Source organism: Sulfitobacter sp. 1A12779 (assembly GCF_043557315.1).
Classification (GTDB): domain Bacteria; phylum Pseudomonadota; class Alphaproteobacteria; order Rhodobacterales; family Rhodobacteraceae; genus Sulfitobacter; species Sulfitobacter faviae.
The window spans coordinates 147,037-164,081 of the sequence record NZ_JBIFFU010000003.1 but is presented as its reverse complement, the minus strand read 5'-3'; the positions used below and the strand labels follow the sequence as shown (position 1 = coordinate 164,081).

Here is a 17,045-nt window from a genome sequence, read left to right as displayed (position 1 = left end):
CGTAAGGCGTTGCATTGCTTTGCAAAATCGCCTCCCCGTGGGGCGGGCAGGCGATGACCCGGCGCCTGCGGCTTGATTCCGGGCCAGGCTTCGGCTCAGCTCTTCTCCTTCCAGCGGACCATTTGCCGCAGGATGCCATGCAACATCTGCACATCCGCCCGCGTCAACGGCATCCGCGACCACATGTTGCGAAGGTTAAGCTTCATCGAGGCGACCTTATGCTCGGGGAAGAAGAACCCGGCCTCCGTCAACTGCTCTTCGTAATGCCGCGCAAGATGGTCGATCTCGGCGCCCTTGGCCCAATCGGTGCCCGCCATCTCGACGACCTCATGGGTCACCTCGCCCTGCGCCCGCATCCATTCGTAAGACATCAACAGCACGCATTGCGCAAGATTGAGAGAGGCGAACTTTGGGTTCACCGGGACCGAGACGATGGCGTTGGCCTGCGCGATATCATCATTCTCAAGCCCTGCCCGTTCGGGTCCGAACAGCACCGCAACCCGTTGGGCCGCCGCGATTTTCTCTGCCGCCAGCCGCATCGCGGCTTCGGGGCTGTAGACCGGTTTGGTCAGGTCTCGGCTGCGCGCCGTGGTGGCAAAGGTGAAATCGCAATCGCCAAGCGCTTCGGGCAGATCGGCGCAATGCTGTGCCTCGTCCAACAGCCGCCCCGCCCCCGAGGCCATGGCCACGGCGGATTGACTCGGCCAGCCGTCGCGCGGGGCCACGACCCGCATGTGATCGAGGCCAAAATTCCACATCGCGCGCGCCGCGGCGCCGATGTTCTCGCCCATCTGGGGGCGGATAAGCACGATGGCCGGGATCGGCGCGGCCTGAACGGGGGAGGAGGATGTCTCTGTCATGCGCGCCTCATAGCCCCTGCGCCTGCGCACCGCAAGAAAGCCCGCGCGACGCACGCATATCCGTTTTCTTTTGCAACGCTCTGCGCTAGTCAGGCGCTCAGACCCGATTAAGGCCTAAGACTCGATTAAGGCCCCAGACTCGATTAAGGACAGTGACCATGGACGCGCCAGAACAGCCGCAGATTTACCTTATCACCCCGCCCGAAGTTGAGCTGAGCCAATTCCCCGCGCAACTCGCCGCCGTGCTCGACGCCCATCCGGTCGCCTGTGTGCGCATGGCGCTTTCGACCCGGGATGAAGACCGCCTCGCCCGCGCCGGTGACGCGCTGCGCGAGGTGACCCATGCGCGCGACGTGGCCTTGGTGATCTCGGATCATCTGCTGCTGGTCGAAAAGCTCGGCCTTGACGGCGTGCACCTGAGCGATGCCGCCCGCACCGTGCGCCATGCCCGCAAAGAACTGGGCGAAGATGCCATCGTCGGCGCCTTCTGCGGCACATCGCGGCATGAGGGGATGGCGGCAGGCGAAGCCGGGGCAGACTACATCAGCTTTGGCCCGACCCAAGCCAGCGCGCTTGGCGATGGAAGCTTTGCCGAGGCCGATCTGTTTCAGTGGTGGTCCGAAGTGATCGAAGTGCCTGTCGTCGCCGAAGGCGCGCTCGACATCAACATGATCCGCGATCTCGCCCCCCGGACCGACTTTTTCGGCATCGGGACCGAGATTTGGGACAAGGACGATCCGGTGGCCGAACTCGCCACCCTGATCGCCGCCATGCAGGGCTAAGCGGCCCCGAGGGCAGCCCGGTTAAAGGCTGCCCGCGCGCTTACAAAAACACCCGTTCGATGAACCAATAGGCCCCGACCGCCGCGATGACGCAGGAGGCGGGGACAGCGATGGCCCGGCGGTACCAATCGCGATTCATTGCCCAGCCGACCAGTACGAAGGCGATGGCGATCACCGCAAGCTGGCCCAGCTCCACCCCGATGTTAAAGCCGATGAGCGCAGGCACGAATTGCCCCGTAGGCAGGCCGAAGTCCCCCAGCACCGAGGCGAAGCCAAGCCCGTGCAACAGCCCAAAGCCAAAGATCACCAAGGGCCGCCAGCGGTTCAGGGCGGAGTGAAAGATATTCTCAACCGCGACATAGGTGATTGAGGCGGCGATCAGCGGCTCGACGATGGCACCGGGCACGTTGACCCAGCCCAAAGCCCCAAGCGCCAGCGTGACCGTATGGGCCAGCGTGAAGGCGGTGACCTGCCAGATCAAAGGCCGCAGACGGGTCGACAAAAAGAACAGGCCCAAGACGAATAGGATGTGATCCAACCCTTTGGGCAGGATGTGGTCGAACCCAACCGGGATGTAGCTGACGAAGGCCTGCCAGCCGCTTTCGGCATCACCGCCCCCAAGGGCGATTTCGGGGCTGGTCTCACCGCCCGACAGATAGCCCGTATAGGGCGCCTCCACCCCTTGCTGGCGCAGCACCAGCGCGCCCGCGCCATCCGGCCACGTCACCTGTACCTCTTCGGCGCCCCCAGGCACCGCGCCCTCCAGCCGCCACTGGCTATCGCGCGGCAGTTCGGCGTCGACCCCTTCGGGCACCTCGAGTGTCACACTCTCCAACGGCACGGCGGTACCATCGACGCTGAGCAGCGGCAGGCTGTTCCACTTCGGCAAAAGCTCGGGCGCGCGGTCGGCGATGCGCGCCGCGGGCAGGCTGCGCAGCGCATCGTAATCGCCCGCATTCTCGGCATTGTCGGTGTCGTCGACGGTATCAAGGTCGATGCCCGCCAAGAGCGCTTCGAGGTTGATGTCCAGCGCCAGCACCGCCCGCCCGTCGGCCACGGTCAAATCCGCGATCGTGGGTTTGACCTCATGCGCCTGTGCACCCGCGCCTGCCGAAAGCAGTACCGCGCTTGACAACAGCCACAGCAACGCCAGCTTGGTTCTTAACAAAATGAAAGTTCGCTTCATGAAACTATCCCAGTTGTCCGCTATTATTTTCAGTATCTTATCGGCGGCGCCTGCCTTTGCACATGAATACTGGCTGTCCCCGGTAAACTATCAAGTGGAAAGCGGTGAAAAGATCGCGGCGCATTTTCGCAATGGTGAGGAATTTACCGGCGCGGCCTTCCCCTATCTGCCCAACCGGTTCACGCGTTTTGCGGTCAAAATCGGCGGGCGAGAGGTCCCGCTATCGCCGCGCGCGGGCGACAGCCCTGCCCTGAGCTTCCCCGCACACGAGGGTGACGCGCTGGTGGTGGCGGTGGCCGAAACGACGCCCTCCAAAGTCACCTATGAGGACTTCGACAAGTTCCTCCGTTTCGCCACGCATAAGGACTTCCCCAAGGCCGAGAGCGATCACCGCGCGAACGGATGGTCGACCGAGAAGGTCGTCGAGAGCTACACCCGCCACGTCAAGACCCTGATCGCCCTCGGCGCGGGCGCAGGGCAGGATGCGCCCACCGGCATGGCGACGGAGTTCGTGGCACTGACGAATCCCTATGACGCAGATTTCGCGGGTGAGATGAAGGTGGCACTCCTCTATCAAGGCGCCCCCCGCCCCAACGCGCAGATCGAAGTTTTCGACCGCGCGCCGGATGACAGCGTGACCATCTCCCTCCACTGCACCGATGCGGCGGGCGAAGCGCTGATTCCGGTCACGGCGGGACATGAATACCTCTTTGACGCGGTGGTGCTGCGCCCGGCGGCAGAGGCGCAAAGGGGCGCGGGCTACGACCCCGATCAACCGGTCTGGGAAACGCTCTGGGCGGCGCTGACATTCGCGGTGCCACAATAACGCCGCTTGCGCGTGGGGAGATTTGGCGGCTAGAAGCGCCGCATGACCAAGACAGCTGACATCCTTTGCATCGGCTCCGTCCTTTGGGACGTGATCGGCCGCTCTGAAAACGCCATGCGCCAAGGCTCTGACATGCCGGGGCGGATCACCCGCCTGCCCGGCGGCGTGGCCCTGAACATCGGCATGGCGCTGGCCCGCTTTGGGCTGACGCCCGCGCTGCTTTCCGCCGTGGGGCGCGATGCGGAAGGGGATGAGTTGATCGCCGCCTGCGCCCTGCGCGGGCTGATCACCGATCACGTCTACAGCTCGGACGATCTGCCGACCGACCGTTACATGGCCGTCGAAGGGTCCAACGGGTTGATCGCCGCGATTGCCGATGCCCATTCGCTGGAGGCTGCGGGCGACAAGATCCTGCGCCCGCTGGAGGATGGCAGCCTGCCCAGCCCCTACGAAGGGGCCGTGGCGCTCGACGGCAACCTGACCGTCGAACTGCTGGCCCGCATGGCGCAAAGCCCGCTGTTGGCAAAGGCCGACCTGCGCGTCGCGCCCGCCTCTCCCGGCAAGGCGCTGCGGCTGACGCCCTTCCTCAAGGCCGGGCGCGGCACGCTTTATGTGAACCTCGAAGAGGCCGGGCTACTCTGCCAGTCGAGCTTTGACGATTCCCCCACCGCCGCCCGCGCCCTGCTGGCCCGTGGCGCACGCCGTGCCGTGGTGACCGACGGCGGCAACCCCGCCACCGTGGGCCAAGGGGACGAGATCATCACCCTCACCCCGCCGCAGGTGCATGTCGCCCGGGTCACGGGTGCAGGCGATACATTCATGGCGGCCCATGTGGCTGCTGAACTTGGCGGTGCTATTGCGCAATCCGCCCTCAAGGCAGCACTCGATGCCGCCGCCCTTTACGTTTCCGGAGAGACCAAGATATGACCACCGCCACATCCGCCCTGCCCCTGACCTTCAGCGCCGAGGTGGCCAAGGCCCGCGAGAACGCCGCGCCGATCGTGGCCTTGGAAAGCACCATCATCACCCATGGCATGCCCTATCCGCAAAACCTCGAAGTGGCGCGGCAGGTCGAACAGGACATCCGCGACGCAGGCGCCGTGCCTGCCACCATCGCCGTGATCCGCGGCGCGCTGCACATCGGTCTGGACGATGACCAACTGAGCGATTTGGCTCAAGCCAAGGACGTGGCCAAACTGTCGCGCGCCGATATGGCCGTCTGCATCGCTTCGGGCGGGACAGGTGCCACCACCGTCGCCGCCACCATGATCGCCGCCAATCTTGCGGGCATCGAAGTTTTCGCCACCGGCGGCATCGGTGGCGTGCATAAGGGCGCGGAAGAGAGCTTTGACATCTCCGCTGATCTCATGGAACTGGCCCAAACCCCCATCACCGTCATCGCGGCGGGCGCCAAGGCGATCCTCGACGTGCCGAAGACGCTGGAAGTGTTGGAAACCCAAGGCGTGCCGGTCATCACCGTGGGCCAAGACAGCTTCCCCGCCTTCTGGAGCGCAGGCTCGGACCTGCAATCGCCGCTGCGCCTTGATGATGCCGCAGCCCTTGCCAAAGCCCACCGCACCCGCGCCGCCATGGGCCTGCCCGGCGGCCAGTTGGTGGCCAACCCGATCCCCGCGGCAGAGGAAATCCCCGCCGCCGAACTCGCCCCGATCATCGCGCAGGCCCAGTCCGAGGCCGATGCCCAAGGGGTCCACGGCAAGGGCGTGACCCCCTTCTTGCTGCAACGCATCTTTGAGCTGACCGAGGGCCGTTCGCTGACCGCCAATATCGCACTGGTGCGCAACAATGCCCGGCTGGGGGCCAAGATCGCCGCAAACCTCGTCAACCTGCCGCGTTAAAGGCGAAAAACACCGCGGAGCCATTGCCGGGCCGGGGCATACGCCTTAGCTATGTTGCGATTAACTCTTCGGAAAACGGCGCAGATGAACACACCTTTTGATCCCGACCCAACGCAGGTTCGGCGTAGCCTTGTCGCAAGGCTACGCGCGTCTTTCCTGACCGGTCTGGTCGTGATTGCGCCTGTCGGGCTGACCATCTGGCTGATCTGGAGCGTGGTCGGCTGGATCGACGGTTTCGTGCTGCCATTGGTGCCCAAAGCCTACCATCCCGACCGGCTGCTCCAAGATTTCTTGGGCCTCGACCCGTCGATGCAGTTCAACGTGCGTGGCCTTGGGGTGGTGATCTTTCTGATCTTCACCGTCATGGTGGGCTGGGCTGCGAAAGGGCTGATTGGCCGTTCGATGATCCGCTTCGCCGAAAGTCTGGTGGAACGCACCCCCGTCGTTCGGACGATCTATTCCGGCATCAAACAGATTTCCGAGACGATCTTCGCCCAGTCCGAGCGAAGCTTTGAGACCGCCTGCCTGATCGAATACCCCCGGCGCGGCATCTGGGCGCTTGGCTTTATCTCGACCGAGGCGAAGGGAGAGGTCTTGGCCCGCACCAACGCGGGGGGCGAGATGCTCTCGGTCTTTCTGCCGACCACGCCGAACCCGACCTCGGGCTTCTTGCTGTTCCTGCCGCGGGAGGATGTGATCGAACTCGATATGAGCGTCGAAGACGCGGCGAAGCTGGTGATCTCTGCCGGGCTGGTCTATCCGCCGCGCCCCGGTGCTGATCTGCCCGAGGCGCTGGCGCTGTCGGACCCCGAAAGCTCAGCCGAACATCGCGGGTAGATCGACGCTGCTGCGCTGATTCAGATCGTCGAAGTGCTCCTCTAGAAACCGATCCGCCGCCGCCATGCCTGCCTCATGCAGCGCCCGGATCACCGCCGGGTTGGGCATCAGTTTCGTCGCCACCGACAGCTGCGCCATCAGCGCGTCATCGGCGATCATATGCATGTGCACCCGCTTCATCCGCCCCTCCGGCAGGGTGCCATCCGCAATCAGCCGCTGAACGAAGTCAATCGCCCGCATCTCGCGCAAGAGGCTGGAATTAAAGCTGATCTCATTGATCCGGTTCTGGATTTGCTGGGGCGTGACCGGCAGGTCTTCGCGGTCGAGCGGGTTGATGTTCACCACCACGATATCTTCGGGCAGGTCATCGCGGAACAGCGGAAACAGCGCCGGGTTGCCGGTATAGCCCCCGTCCCAAAACGCCTCGCGCTGGCCGGTCTGGGCGTCGTCAATCTCAACCGCCTTAAAGATCGTCGGCAGACAGGCTGAGGCAAGCAAGGCATCAGGCCCGATCTCATCCCCCTCAAACACCCGGATCTTGCCGTTGCGGACCCTTGTGGCGCAGACGAAAAAGAACGGCGGCTTATGCGCGCCCACTTTGCCGTAATCGAACCGCGCCACGACATCTTCGAGCGGATTGCGATAGAACGGGCCGTAAGCATAGGGCGACACGACTCGCGTCAGCGAATCCGAGATTGCCATGGGCAGCGAATATTCCATCGCCTGACTGAGCTTGTCCAAACCGAAAGGCGCCAGCCAATGGGACAGCCGCAGGTCCGAAATGCCAGAGACCTGCGCCCAAAGCCAATCAAGGTTCTCCCGTGCGCCCGCGCGACCGCCCGAGATCATCCCCGATTTCAGCGCCGCCCCGTTCAGCGCCCCCGCCGAGGTGCCCGAGATCCCGCAGATATCCAGATCGTCCTGCTGCAACAGCCGGTCGAGCACCCCCCAAGTGAAAGCGCCATGCGCGCCGCCACCTTGGAGGGCAAGGTTGATGCGTTTCTTGACCGCCACGGCGCTTACAAGGCCGTCCAGCCGCCATCGACGCTGATCGTCGTGCCGGTGATCTGCGCCGCTGCATCCGAGCATAGGAAGGTTGCCGTGCCGCCCATCTGTTCAACAGTGGCGAATTCGCGCGACGGCTGCCGGGTGAGCATGACCTGTTCGATCACCTCTTCGCGGCTCATGTCGTATTCCTTCATGGTGTCGGGGATCTGTTTCTCGACGATCGGGGTCAGCACATAGCCGGGGCAAATGGCGTTGCAGGTGATCGGGTCTTTCGCCGTCTCCAGCGCTGTGGTCTTGCTTAGGCCGACAATCCCGTGTTTCGCGGCGATATAGGCGGATTTATAGGGCGATGCCGTCAGACCATGGGCCGAGGCGATGTTAATCACCCGGCCCCACCCCGCCTTGCGCATCATCGGCAAAGCCTCGGCGGTGGTGTGAAAGGCTGACGACAGGTTGATCGCGATGATCGCGTCCCATTTCTCGGCCGGAAACTCAGGGATTGGCGCGACATGCTGGATGCCCGCGTTGTTCACCAGAATGTCACAGACCCCGGCTTCGGCAATCAAACGCCGACAGTCCGCCCCCTTGGACATGTCGGCCTTGATGTAGCGGGCGGTTACGTTGCATGTCTGCGCAATCTCCTGCGCCAGCGCATGATCCGCCTCGTCATCGGTAAAAGAGTTCAACACGATATCGGCCCCGGCGCGCGCCAATTCCCAGGCGATGCCCAGTCCGATTCCAGAGTTCGATCCCGTGATGACGGCTGTCTTGCCGGACAGGTCGATGGTGAAAGCCATGGCGCGTCTCCTTGTTCATGCTGCGCCTGCATCATGTACTGCGCGCGCGCCAAAGGGAAAGGGTTTGCGCGAAGGAGCTTAAGGGTCGGTGAAAATTGGCCAAAAAAAACGCCCGCGCGAGGCGGGCGTAAGTTATTGAGGCAGGTTTCATACAGGCAAGAAACCTATCGAGCAGTGACCTCTGTATACGCCTTTCACGCTCACAATCCAAGCTAAAAGTTTGATAAGGCGAGAATCCGCGGGTATGGAATAACTCCAACAAAATAAGGGCAGATCGTGATTGTTTCAAAAATGAGCTGGGAATTTTTCTCGAAAGCACGGGGCGTTGCGGCCCTTTCTTCACTGATTCTGCTCTCGGGGGCGGCATGGGCCGCCCCGCAACATGGAATCGCCATGTATGGCGAGCCTGATCTGCCGACCGATTTTGACGCCCTTCCTTATGTGAACCCCGAAGCCCCCAAGGGGGGTGAGATCGTGCTGGGCAATACCGGGGGATTCGACAGCCTCAACCCCTTCGTCCGCAAGGGCACCGCGCCTTGGCAGTTGCCGCATTTCACCCATGAGACCTTGATGGGGCGGTCCTGGGATGAACCCTTCGCGCTTTACGGGCTGCTGGCCGAGACGATCGAGGTGCCCGAGGACCGCTCTTGGGTGGAATTCACCCTGCGCGAGGAGGCGCGGTTTTCCGATGGCACGCCCGTCACCGTCGAGGATGTGATCTTTTCTTTCGATCTGCTCGGCACCGAAGGCCATCCCCGCTACCACGGGCTGCGCCAGCAGATCGACAGCATCGAACAGACCGGCCCGCGCAGCCTGCGGATGACTTTCAACAGCGACAACCGCGAGCTTGCCCTGCTCGCCGGGATGCGCCCCATCCTCAGCAAGGCGCAATGGGAGGGGCGGGACTTTGCCAATGCCCCCCTGTCCGAAATCCCCTTGGGCAGCGGCCCCTATACCATCACCGACTATCAGGCGGGCCGCCATGTCACGCTGACGCGCAATTCCGATTACTGGGGTGCAGAGGTGCCCTTTCGCCAAGGCACGCATAACTACGATGAGGTAAAGATCGACTTCTACGGCGATGCCAATGTGCTCTTCGAAGCCTTCAAGGCCGGTCAAATCTCAGCCGTGCGCGAATTCAACGCCGAGACTTGGGCCACGCAATACGACTTCCCTGCGATCACCCGCGGCGAGGTGGTGAAATCGACCTTCCCGCATAGCAAACCTTCGGGCATGACCGGTTTTGTCATGAACGCCCGCCGCGCGCCTTTCGACGATTGGCGGGTGCGCGACGCGCTTATTTCGGCCTTCAACTTCGAGTATATTAACGAGACGCTTACCGGCGGCACCCTGCCCCGGATCACCTCTTATTTCTCGAACTCCGACCTTGCCATGCGCGACGGTCCGGCGTCGGGGCGGGTTTTCGATCTGCTGGCCGATTACGCCGACACGCTGCCGCCCGGCACGGTGGATGGCTATCGGCTGCCGGTGGGTGACGGCTCTGCCCGCAACCGTGCGGGCATCCGCGCCGCGATGCAGCAGTTGAATGCCGCAGGCTATGAGGCCGAAGGCGGCGTCATGCGCCGGGGCGACGGCACGCCGCTGACCTTTACCATCCTTCTGTCCAAGGGAAGCCGTGAAAACCTAGCGATTGCAGAGCTTTACACGCAGGCCCTCAAGCGACTTGGCATCACCGCCGAGATCGAAACCGTGGATGATGCGCAATTCGTCGCACGGCAGAACAGCTATGATTTCGACATGACAACCTTCCGCCGCGCCCTGTCGCTCAGCCCCGGTACAGAGCAGCGTTTCTACTGGGGGTCGGAGGCCGCCGATCTGCCCGGCACGCGCAACCTCATGGGCGTGCGCTCTCCGGCGGTGGATGCGATGATCGACAGGATGTTGCAGGCCCGCGAAACGGCGGATTTCGTCGCCGCGACCCGCGCGCTCGACCGTATCCTCACCGCAGGGCGCTATGTCATCCCCTTTTGGCAGTTCGACGAAGGGCTGATCGCCCATGACGCGCGCATGGCCTACCCCGAGACGATCCCGCTTTACGGCGATGGGCCGAACTTCATGCCCGAGGTCTGGTGGTGGCAACCGGCGGAGGGGTCAGACCAGTGAGGTCACCCAGAGGATCGTCGCATCCTCATCGCTGAGCGAGACAACGTTATGCCCCATGGTGGCGTCGTAATAGGCGCTATCGCCCCGGCGCATGTCGACGGGCTCATAAAACTCGGTAAACAGCCGCACCATGCCGGTCAGCACATAGAGGAATTCCTCGCCGTCATGGCGCACCCAGCCGTCGAATTCCTCCATCCGGCGGGCGCGGATGCGGGCGCGGTAGGGCAGCATCTGCTTCTTGCGCAAGGCGTCGGCCAGCAGCACATGCTCATAGGTGCCGGTGGCCTTGGGCGCGCCTTCCTCGGCGCGGGTCACGGCCATGCGACCGGTGATCTTCTCCCCCGCGGGCGGGGTGAAAAGCTGCGGCACGGTGATCTCCAGCCCCACGGCGAGCTTTTTCAGCGCGTCATAGGTGGGCGACATCAGCCCGTTCTCGATCTTGCTCAGGGTGGAGCGCGCCAGCCCCGCCTGCCGCGCGGCCTGTTCCAGCGTCCAATTGCGCGCCTTGCGCAACTCGCGCACCCTTGCGCCAAGGTCGACCGGCGGGGCGGTCTCGCTCGCGCCGCTTTCGCGGGCGATCTGGATCAGGGATCGGGGCGGCGTATCTGTCATGGACCTGCTATAGCCGCGCCATGGGGCGCTTGCAACGCTGCCCGCTTGCGATACCGGCCCCGGCCCGCTATGCCCGTTGCGCAGCAATAGATGGGGCGCATCATGGCCGAAGCGATCAAACTCGATATCATGTCAGACCCGATCTGCCCGTGGTGCTATATCGGCAAGGCCCATCTGGACCGCGCATTGCAAGACCACCCCGACCATCCCTTTGCCATCGAATGGCACCCGTTCCAGCTCAACCCCGAGATGCCGCGCGAAGGCATGGACCGGCGCAGCTATCTTGAACGTAAGTTCGGCGGCAAGGAAGGCGCCGTGCGCGCCTATGCACCGGTCGTGGAACATGCCGAGAAGGCCGGGCTGAAGATCAACTTCGAGGCCATGCAGCGCACGCCCAACACGCTGGATGCGCACCGTCTGATCCACTGGGCCGGGATCGAAGGCCGCCAGACCGCAGCCGTCTCTGCCCTTTTCAAAGCCTATTTCGTCGATGCCCGCGATATCGGTGACGCCGAGGTACTGGCCGATATCGCCGACAGTATCGAGATGGACGCCGCCGTGGTCACCCGCCTGCTGAAATCCGATGTCGATGCGCAGGACATCCGCGACCGTGATGCCCATAGCCGCAAGATGGGCGTGAACTCGGTGCCGACCTTCATCGTTGCCAACACCCATGCCGTTCCCGGCGCGCAACCGCCCGAGCTATGGGCGCAGGTCATTGCCGATCTGACCAATCAGCAGGGCTAAACAGGGCGGCAATCATTGCCAAGTTAAGCGTTCTCGACTATCGAGAGCGCAACCACAAGTTATTCCCTGAATCCTGCCCAAACGGATCCGCCGTTCGGGACAATCGCCGGAGTGCGCCTTCGTGACCACCGAAAATCCAAAATTCTCCATGGGGCGGATCGAATTCGTCGGCCTTATCGCGATGATGATCGCCACCATCGCCTTTTCCATCGATGCGATGCTGCCCGCCCTGCCCGAGATCGCGGCGGAACTCTCGCCCGAGATGGCCCACCGCGCCCCGCTGATCCTGACAGCCTTCGTGCTGGGCATGGGGCTGGGCACATTCTTTAGCGGCGCGCTGTCGGATGCATTCGGCCGCCGCAACGTGGTCTTCGGCGGGGCGGCGCTCTATTGTCTTTCGGCCTTCGTCGCTTGGATGAGCAACTCACTCGAAGTCATGCTCGTAGCACGCATCTTCCAAGGGCTTGGCGCTTCTGGCCCGCGTGTGGTGGCCGTGGCGATCATTCGTGACCTCTATGCGGGGCGCGAGATGGCGCGGATCATGTCGGTGGTGATGATGGTCTTCGCGCTGGTGCCTGCCTTGGCCCCGATGCTGGGCGCGGGGATCATCCTGACGGCGGGCTGGCGCGCGATTTTCATCGCCTTCATGGCTTTCTCGCTCATCTCGGTCATCTGGATGGCCCTGCGTCTGCCCGAAACCCTCGCCCCCGAAGACCGGCGCCCGCTGCGCGCACGGCTGATCATTGGCGCGGTGCGCGAGTTGGTGGGTCACCCCACGGTGCGCCTGTCGATCCTCGTGCAGTCGCTCGCCATGGCGATGCTCTTCTCGATGCTGATGCTGGTGCAGCCGATCTATGACACCGTCTATGGGCGCGGCGAAAGCTTCCCGCTGTGGTTCGGCGGCATCGCCGTGGTGGCGGCCAGCGCCAGCCTGATCAACGCGCTTTTGGTCGTCCGCTACGGCATGCGGCGGCTGGTGACCATCGCCTTGGGCGTGCAAATCCTGCTGTCGGGCGCCATGTATTTCCTCAACCTCGGCGCCCTGCCCGACCCTTACGGCTTCGCCGCCTTCGTGTTCTTCCAGACCTGCCTGTTCTTCCAAGCGGGGCTGACATTGGGCAACCTCAACGCCATCGCGATGGAGCCGATGGGCCATATCGCAGGCATGGCGGCTTCGGTCGTGGGGGCAATTTCCACCGTGCTGGCAGCGCTGATCGCCTCCCCAGTGGGATTGATGTTCGACGGCACGACCAAGCCGCTGGCGCTGGCCATGCTGCTGATGGCAATCGCGGCCTATGCGCTGATGCTCTACATGGGGCGGGTGGAGAACCGGCAGCCGGCGGCGGCGGAATAACCGCCGCCTTTCGAAGGGCTTAGCCCTTCGCCTTGGCCTTTTTTGCGGTCTTTTCCTTGGCGATCACATGTTCGGCCAAGTCGCGTGCGATGGCAAAGGCGCCTTTGATCTTATCGGCATCCGTCTTCCAATCCCGGCGCACGACGATCTTGTTGTCCTTGACCTTGGCAAGCCCGCGCTGATCCTGAATGAACTTCACCAACCCCTCGGGCGAGGCGAATTTGTCGTTGTGGAACTGGATCGTCGCCCCCTTCGGCCCGCCATCAAGCTTGGCGATCCCGGCGCGTTTGCACATCGCCTTGATCCGCACCACCAGCATCAGCGTGTTGACCTCTTTCGGCAGCTTGCCGAAACGGTCGATCAACTCGGCGGCAAAGCCTTCCAGCTCGACCTTGGTCGAAAGCTCGCTGAGACGACGGTAGAGGCCAAGCCGCACGTCAAGATCGGGCACATAGTCCTCGGGGATCAGCACCGGCACGCCAAGGTTGATCTGCGGCGCCCATTGCTCGTCGGCCTCGGACAGCCCCTCAAGCTCGCCTGCCTTGATCTTGGCAATCGCCTCTTCCAGCATGGACTGATAAAGCTCGAAACCCACGTCGCGCATCTGGCCGGACTGTTCTTCGCCCAGAAGGTTGCCCGCACCACGAATGTCGAGGTCTTGGGACGCCAGCGTGAAGCCCGCGCCGAGCGTGTCGAGGCTGCCCAGCACCCGCAGGCGCTTCTGGGCCGTGTCGGTCAGTTTGGCGCGTGGCTTGGTCGTGAGATAGGCATAGGCGCGCGTTTTTGAGCGCCCCACCCGGCCCCGGATCTGGTAAAGCTGCGCCAGCCCGAACATATCCGCGCGGTGCACGATCATCGTGTTGGCGGTGGGAATGTCGAGGCCGGATTCCACGATGGTCGTGGCCAACAGAATGTCGAACTTTCCGTCGTAGAAAGCGTTCATCCGGTCGTCGAGCTCCCCCGGCGCCATCTGGCCGTGGGCCACGACGTAAGAAAGCTCGGGCAGTTGCGCCTTCAAAAACTCTTCGATCTCGCGCAGGTCGCTGACGCGCGGCACCACGTAGAAGCTCTGTCCGCCGCGGTAATGCTCGCGCAAGAGCGCCTCGCGGATGGTCACCGCGTCGAACTCGCTGACATAGGTGCGGATCGACAGACGGTCCACGGGCGGCGTGCCGATGATCGACAGATCGCGCACGCCGGTGAGCGACAGTTGCAAGGTCCGCGGGATCGGCGTGGCGGTCAGGGTCAGCACATGGATGTCCGTGCGCAGCGCCTTCAACCGCTCCTTATGGGTGACGCCAAAGTGTTGTTCTTCATCAATAATCAACAGGCCGAGGTCGTTGAAACGAATCCCCTTTGCCAGCAGCGCATGAGTGCCGATCACGATATCGACCGTGCCCTTGGCCATCCCCTCACGCGTCGCCGCTGCTTCCTTGGCCGAGACGAACCGGCTAAGCTGACGGACGTTGATCGGGAAGCCGCGGAAGCGTTCCGCGAAGCTCTTGTAGTGCTGCCGCGCGAGCAGGGTCGTCGGCGCGATCACCGCGACCTGCACGCCCGACATGGCCGCGACGAAGGCCGCGCGCATCGCCACCTCGGTCTTGCCGAACCCCACATCGCCGCAGACCAGACGGTCCATCGGGTTGCCGGAGGTCAGATCGTCGATCACATCACCGATGGCGCGGAGCTGGTCGTCGGTTTCCGTGTAAGGGAAACGGGCCGAGAATGCGTCCCACATCCCCGGCGGCGGGTCGAGCACGGGCGCCTTACGCAGGCTGCGTTCGGCGGCAATGCGGATGAGCTTGTCCGCCATCTCGCGAATGCGCTCTTTGAGCTTGGCCTTTTTCGACTGCCATGCGCCGCCGCCGAGTTTGTCGAGAAGCCCTTCCTCATGCCCGTAGCGCGACAGCAGTTCGATATTCTCCACCGGCAGGTAAAGCTTTGACTGTTCGGCATATTCCAGCACAAGGCACTCATGCGCGGCGCCTGCGGCGGTAACGACCTCCATCCCGTGATAGCGCCCGATGCCGTGGTCGACATGAACCACCAGATCGCCGGGGCTGAGGCTTTGCGCCTCGGTCAAGAAGTTCTCGGCCCGGCGCTTGCGTTTTGGCGCACGGATCAGACGGTCGCCCAGCACGTCCTGTTCTGAGATCACCGTCATCCCCGGCGCCTCGAACCCATGTTCCAGCGCCCAAACCGCCAGATGCAGCCCGCGCTTGCCGATGCGGGTGGCATCCATCACCGGGATCGCCTCGGCCAGACCTTCGTCTTCGATCAGCCCGGTCAGGCGCTCCCGCGCGCCTTCGGAGTAGCTGGCGATCAGCACCGGCCCAACTTCAAGCTTTGCTTTAATATGCGCGGCCAAAGCACCGAAAAGGCTAACGGATTCCTGCTGACGCTCAGGGGCGAAATTGCGCCCGAGCCGCGCGCCTGCATCCAGCACCCCCGGCCCCGTGGGCTGCGGCAGCGGGTTGAACTGGATCACCCGATGATCCAGCAACGCTTGGGTCCAAGCCTCATCGGTCAGGTACAGCCCCTCAGGTGGGGCAGGTTTGTACACGCTGTCCATCTTCGAGCGCGTCTTCATCGCCAGTTTGCGGGTCTCATACTGGTCTTCGATGGTTTCCCACCGCGCAATCCGCATCGGGGTCAATTGATCGTCTAGAGTGACCGTGGCCTTGGGCAGATAGTCGAAAAGCGTTTCCAGATCGTCGTGGAAAAACGCGAGCCAATGCTCCGCGCCCTGATGTTTGCGGCCCGCGCTGATTGCCTCGTAAAGCGGATCATCGGTGCCAGCGGCGCCAAACTCGATGCGGTAGTTCTGCCGGAACCGGGTGATCGCCGCCTCGTCGAGGATGACCTCGCTCACCGGGGCAAGCTCGACCAGATCAAGCTTTTCAGTGGTCCGCTGCGTCGCCGGATCAAACCGCCGCGCGCCATCCAGCACGTCGCCGAAAAGATCAAGCCGCACCGGGCCAAGATCGCCGGGCGGGTAAATGTCGATAATCCCGCCGCGCACGGCGTAGTCGCCCGGCTCCATCACCGTGGGGCTTTGCACAAAGCCCATGCGCACCAAAAACGCGCGCAACGCCTTTTCGTCGATCCGGCTGCCCACGCGGGCGGCAAAGGCCGCGTCGCGCAGGGTGTCGCGGGCGGGGATGCGTTGGCTGGCCGCGTTCAAGGTCGTCAGCAGGACGAACTGATCGGGCATCCCATGCACCAGCGCCGCCAGCGTCGCCATCCGCCGGGCCGAGATATCGGCGTTGGGTGACACCCGGTCATAGGGCAGACAATCCCAGCCCGGGAAGGTGACGACCGGCATGTCGGGGGCGTAGAACCGCAAGGCGGCCTGCATCGCCGCCATGCGTTTGTCATCACGCGCCACATGGACCACCGGCTGGCCGCCCTTGGCGATTTCATCGAGGATGGCGCGGGCATCATAGCCTTCGGGAACGCCGGAGAGGGTGATATTGCGCGGATCGTTCATCGGGTCTCAATTGGCCCTCGGAGGGGGGCTGTCAACCCGCCAGCGGGCCGATGCTTAGATTTTGATACATTCCCCAAAGCGCGGTCACGAAGATCGAGACCATGCCGATGATCTGGGTGTAAAGCCGGTGCCGCATCAATCGCCGCCGCAGCACCTCACCGGTTGAGCCTTCGATGCGAATGAGCCGCGCGGTCGACAGGCTTAAAAGCCCCACCAGCGACATGGGAAAACCCAAGAGCAGCAAGGCTTGGGCGAATTCGATGCCATAGACGAACCCCAAGAGCACCAGAGAGGTCAACGCGAAGAACCCCAGCCCCAAGAGCCACAGCCCCGAGACCTGCGAGATATAGAGCATTCGGTTCACGTTGATCCGCACGATGTCTTCCAGATCGGCCTCGGCCTCTCCGCCATAGCGGCGGGCGCGCAGGACCATGTCGAAGGGCACGCCCAGCACCCAGTGGCTTGCCGTTGACCACATCACAGCCAGCGCGATCCAGAACCAAAGGTTCGAGAAAGAGCGCATGTCGATCATTTCGAAAAGGGTTTGATACCAGTCCAAGGCGTGC

15 protein-coding genes are annotated in these 17,045 nt (G+C 63.3%); 8 read left to right on the top strand and 7 right to left on the bottom strand.

Annotated elements, in window-relative coordinates; translation table 11 throughout:
* Positions 1-95: 95 nt before the first annotated feature.
* Positions 96-860 carry an RNA methyltransferase gene (locus ACGYLQ_RS05955; protein WP_394441107.1) on the bottom strand — a complete coding sequence of 255 codons (765 nt, stop codon included), beginning with the start codon at positions 858-860 and terminating at the stop codon, positions 96-98.
* A gap of 158 nt (positions 861-1,018) precedes the next feature.
* Between ACGYLQ_RS05955 and ACGYLQ_RS05950 the strand changes: the two genes are divergently transcribed.
* Entirely contained in the window at positions 1,019-1,642 is a 624-nt protein-coding gene (locus ACGYLQ_RS05950) for a thiamine phosphate synthase (protein WP_067262045.1), read from the top strand.
* A 40-nt stretch (positions 1,643-1,682) separates the two neighbouring features.
* On the opposite strand, the gene ACGYLQ_RS05945 is transcribed toward ACGYLQ_RS05950, so the two are convergent.
* A complete protein-coding gene (locus ACGYLQ_RS05945; protein WP_394441105.1) occupies positions 1,683-2,828 on the bottom strand; it encodes a HupE/UreJ family protein in 1,146 nt (381 codons plus the stop codon).
* On the opposite strand from ACGYLQ_RS05945, the gene ACGYLQ_RS05940 reads away from it, so the two are divergent.
* The 4 genes from ACGYLQ_RS05940 (at position 2,812) to ACGYLQ_RS05925 (ending at position 6,347) form a co-directional block, all read left to right on the top strand.
* Positions 2,812-3,654 (top strand): DUF4198 domain-containing protein, encoded by an 843-nt coding sequence (locus tag ACGYLQ_RS05940; protein ID WP_394441103.1) that lies wholly within the window; start codon positions 2,812-2,814, stop codon positions 3,652-3,654. The two genes, ACGYLQ_RS05945 and ACGYLQ_RS05940, sit on opposite strands and share 17 nt — an antisense overlap.
* A gap of 42 nt (positions 3,655-3,696) precedes the next feature.
* The gene (locus ACGYLQ_RS05935) at positions 3,697-4,581 is read left to right on the top strand and encodes a PfkB family carbohydrate kinase (RefSeq protein WP_394441101.1); all 885 of its coding nucleotides are present in this window, start codon (positions 3,697-3,699) and stop codon (positions 4,579-4,581) included.
* Positions 4,578-5,510, top strand: a complete 933-nt coding sequence (locus tag ACGYLQ_RS05930; RefSeq protein ID WP_394441098.1) for a pseudouridine-5'-phosphate glycosidase — start codon at positions 4,578-4,580, stop codon at positions 5,508-5,510. The genes ACGYLQ_RS05935 and ACGYLQ_RS05930 overlap by 4 nt, the downstream gene beginning before the upstream one ends.
* 84 nt (positions 5,511-5,594) lie before the next feature.
* Positions 5,595-6,347: a DUF502 domain-containing protein gene (locus ACGYLQ_RS05925; RefSeq protein ID WP_394441095.1), complete on the top strand. Its 753-nt coding sequence runs from the start codon at positions 5,595-5,597 to the stop codon at positions 6,345-6,347.
* On the opposite strand, the gene ACGYLQ_RS05920 is transcribed toward ACGYLQ_RS05925, so the two are convergent.
* Together ACGYLQ_RS05920 and ACGYLQ_RS05915 are read right to left on the bottom strand one after the other, a co-directional pair.
* Positions 6,327-7,361 (bottom strand): patatin-like phospholipase family protein, encoded by a 1,035-nt coding sequence (locus tag ACGYLQ_RS05920; protein WP_394441253.1) that lies wholly within the window; start codon positions 7,359-7,361, stop codon positions 6,327-6,329. The genes ACGYLQ_RS05925 and ACGYLQ_RS05920 overlap by 21 nt on opposite strands.
* Positions 7,362-7,366: 5 nt before the next feature.
* A complete protein-coding gene (locus tag ACGYLQ_RS05915; RefSeq protein ID WP_247744649.1) occupies positions 7,367-8,152 on the bottom strand; it encodes a 3-hydroxybutyrate dehydrogenase in 786 nt (261 codons plus the stop codon).
* Positions 8,153-8,545: 393 nt separating this feature from the next.
* Between ACGYLQ_RS05915 and ACGYLQ_RS05910 the strand changes: the two genes are divergently transcribed.
* On the top strand, positions 8,546-10,276 hold the full coding sequence (locus ACGYLQ_RS05910) for an extracellular solute-binding protein (protein WP_394441251.1): 1,731 nt from the start codon (positions 8,546-8,548) through the stop codon (positions 10,274-10,276).
* Here the strand turns inward: ACGYLQ_RS05910 and ACGYLQ_RS05905 are convergent.
* Complete coding sequence (locus tag ACGYLQ_RS05905; protein ID WP_067262060.1) at positions 10,265-10,888, bottom strand: helix-turn-helix domain-containing protein; 624 nt, start codon at positions 10,886-10,888, stop codon at positions 10,265-10,267. The two genes, ACGYLQ_RS05910 and ACGYLQ_RS05905, sit on opposite strands and share 12 nt — an antisense overlap.
* A 102-nt stretch (positions 10,889-10,990) precedes the next feature.
* Between ACGYLQ_RS05905 and ACGYLQ_RS05900 the strand changes: the two genes are divergently transcribed.
* Together ACGYLQ_RS05900 and ACGYLQ_RS05895 are read left to right on the top strand one after the other, a co-directional pair.
* Complete coding sequence (locus ACGYLQ_RS05900) at positions 10,991-11,635, top strand: DsbA family oxidoreductase (RefSeq protein WP_394441093.1); 645 nt, start codon at positions 10,991-10,993, stop codon at positions 11,633-11,635.
* 148 nt (positions 11,636-11,783) lie between these two features.
* Entirely contained in the window at positions 11,784-12,989 is a 1,206-nt protein-coding gene (locus tag ACGYLQ_RS05895) for a multidrug effflux MFS transporter (protein ID WP_209218961.1), read from the top strand.
* Positions 12,990-13,008: 19 nt separating this feature from the next.
* Here ACGYLQ_RS05895 and mfd read toward each other — a convergent pair whose 3' ends face one another.
* Together mfd and ACGYLQ_RS05885 are read right to left on the bottom strand one after the other, a co-directional pair.
* A complete protein-coding gene (gene mfd, locus ACGYLQ_RS05890; RefSeq protein WP_394441091.1) occupies positions 13,009-16,479 on the bottom strand; it encodes a transcription-repair coupling factor in 3,471 nt (1,156 codons plus the stop codon).
* Positions 16,480-16,510: 31 nt separating this feature from the next.
* Positions 16,511-17,038, bottom strand: a complete 528-nt coding sequence (locus tag ACGYLQ_RS05885; protein WP_136720314.1) for a component of SufBCD complex — start codon at positions 17,036-17,038, stop codon at positions 16,511-16,513.
* Between the last annotated feature and the right edge of the window lie 7 nt (positions 17,039-17,045).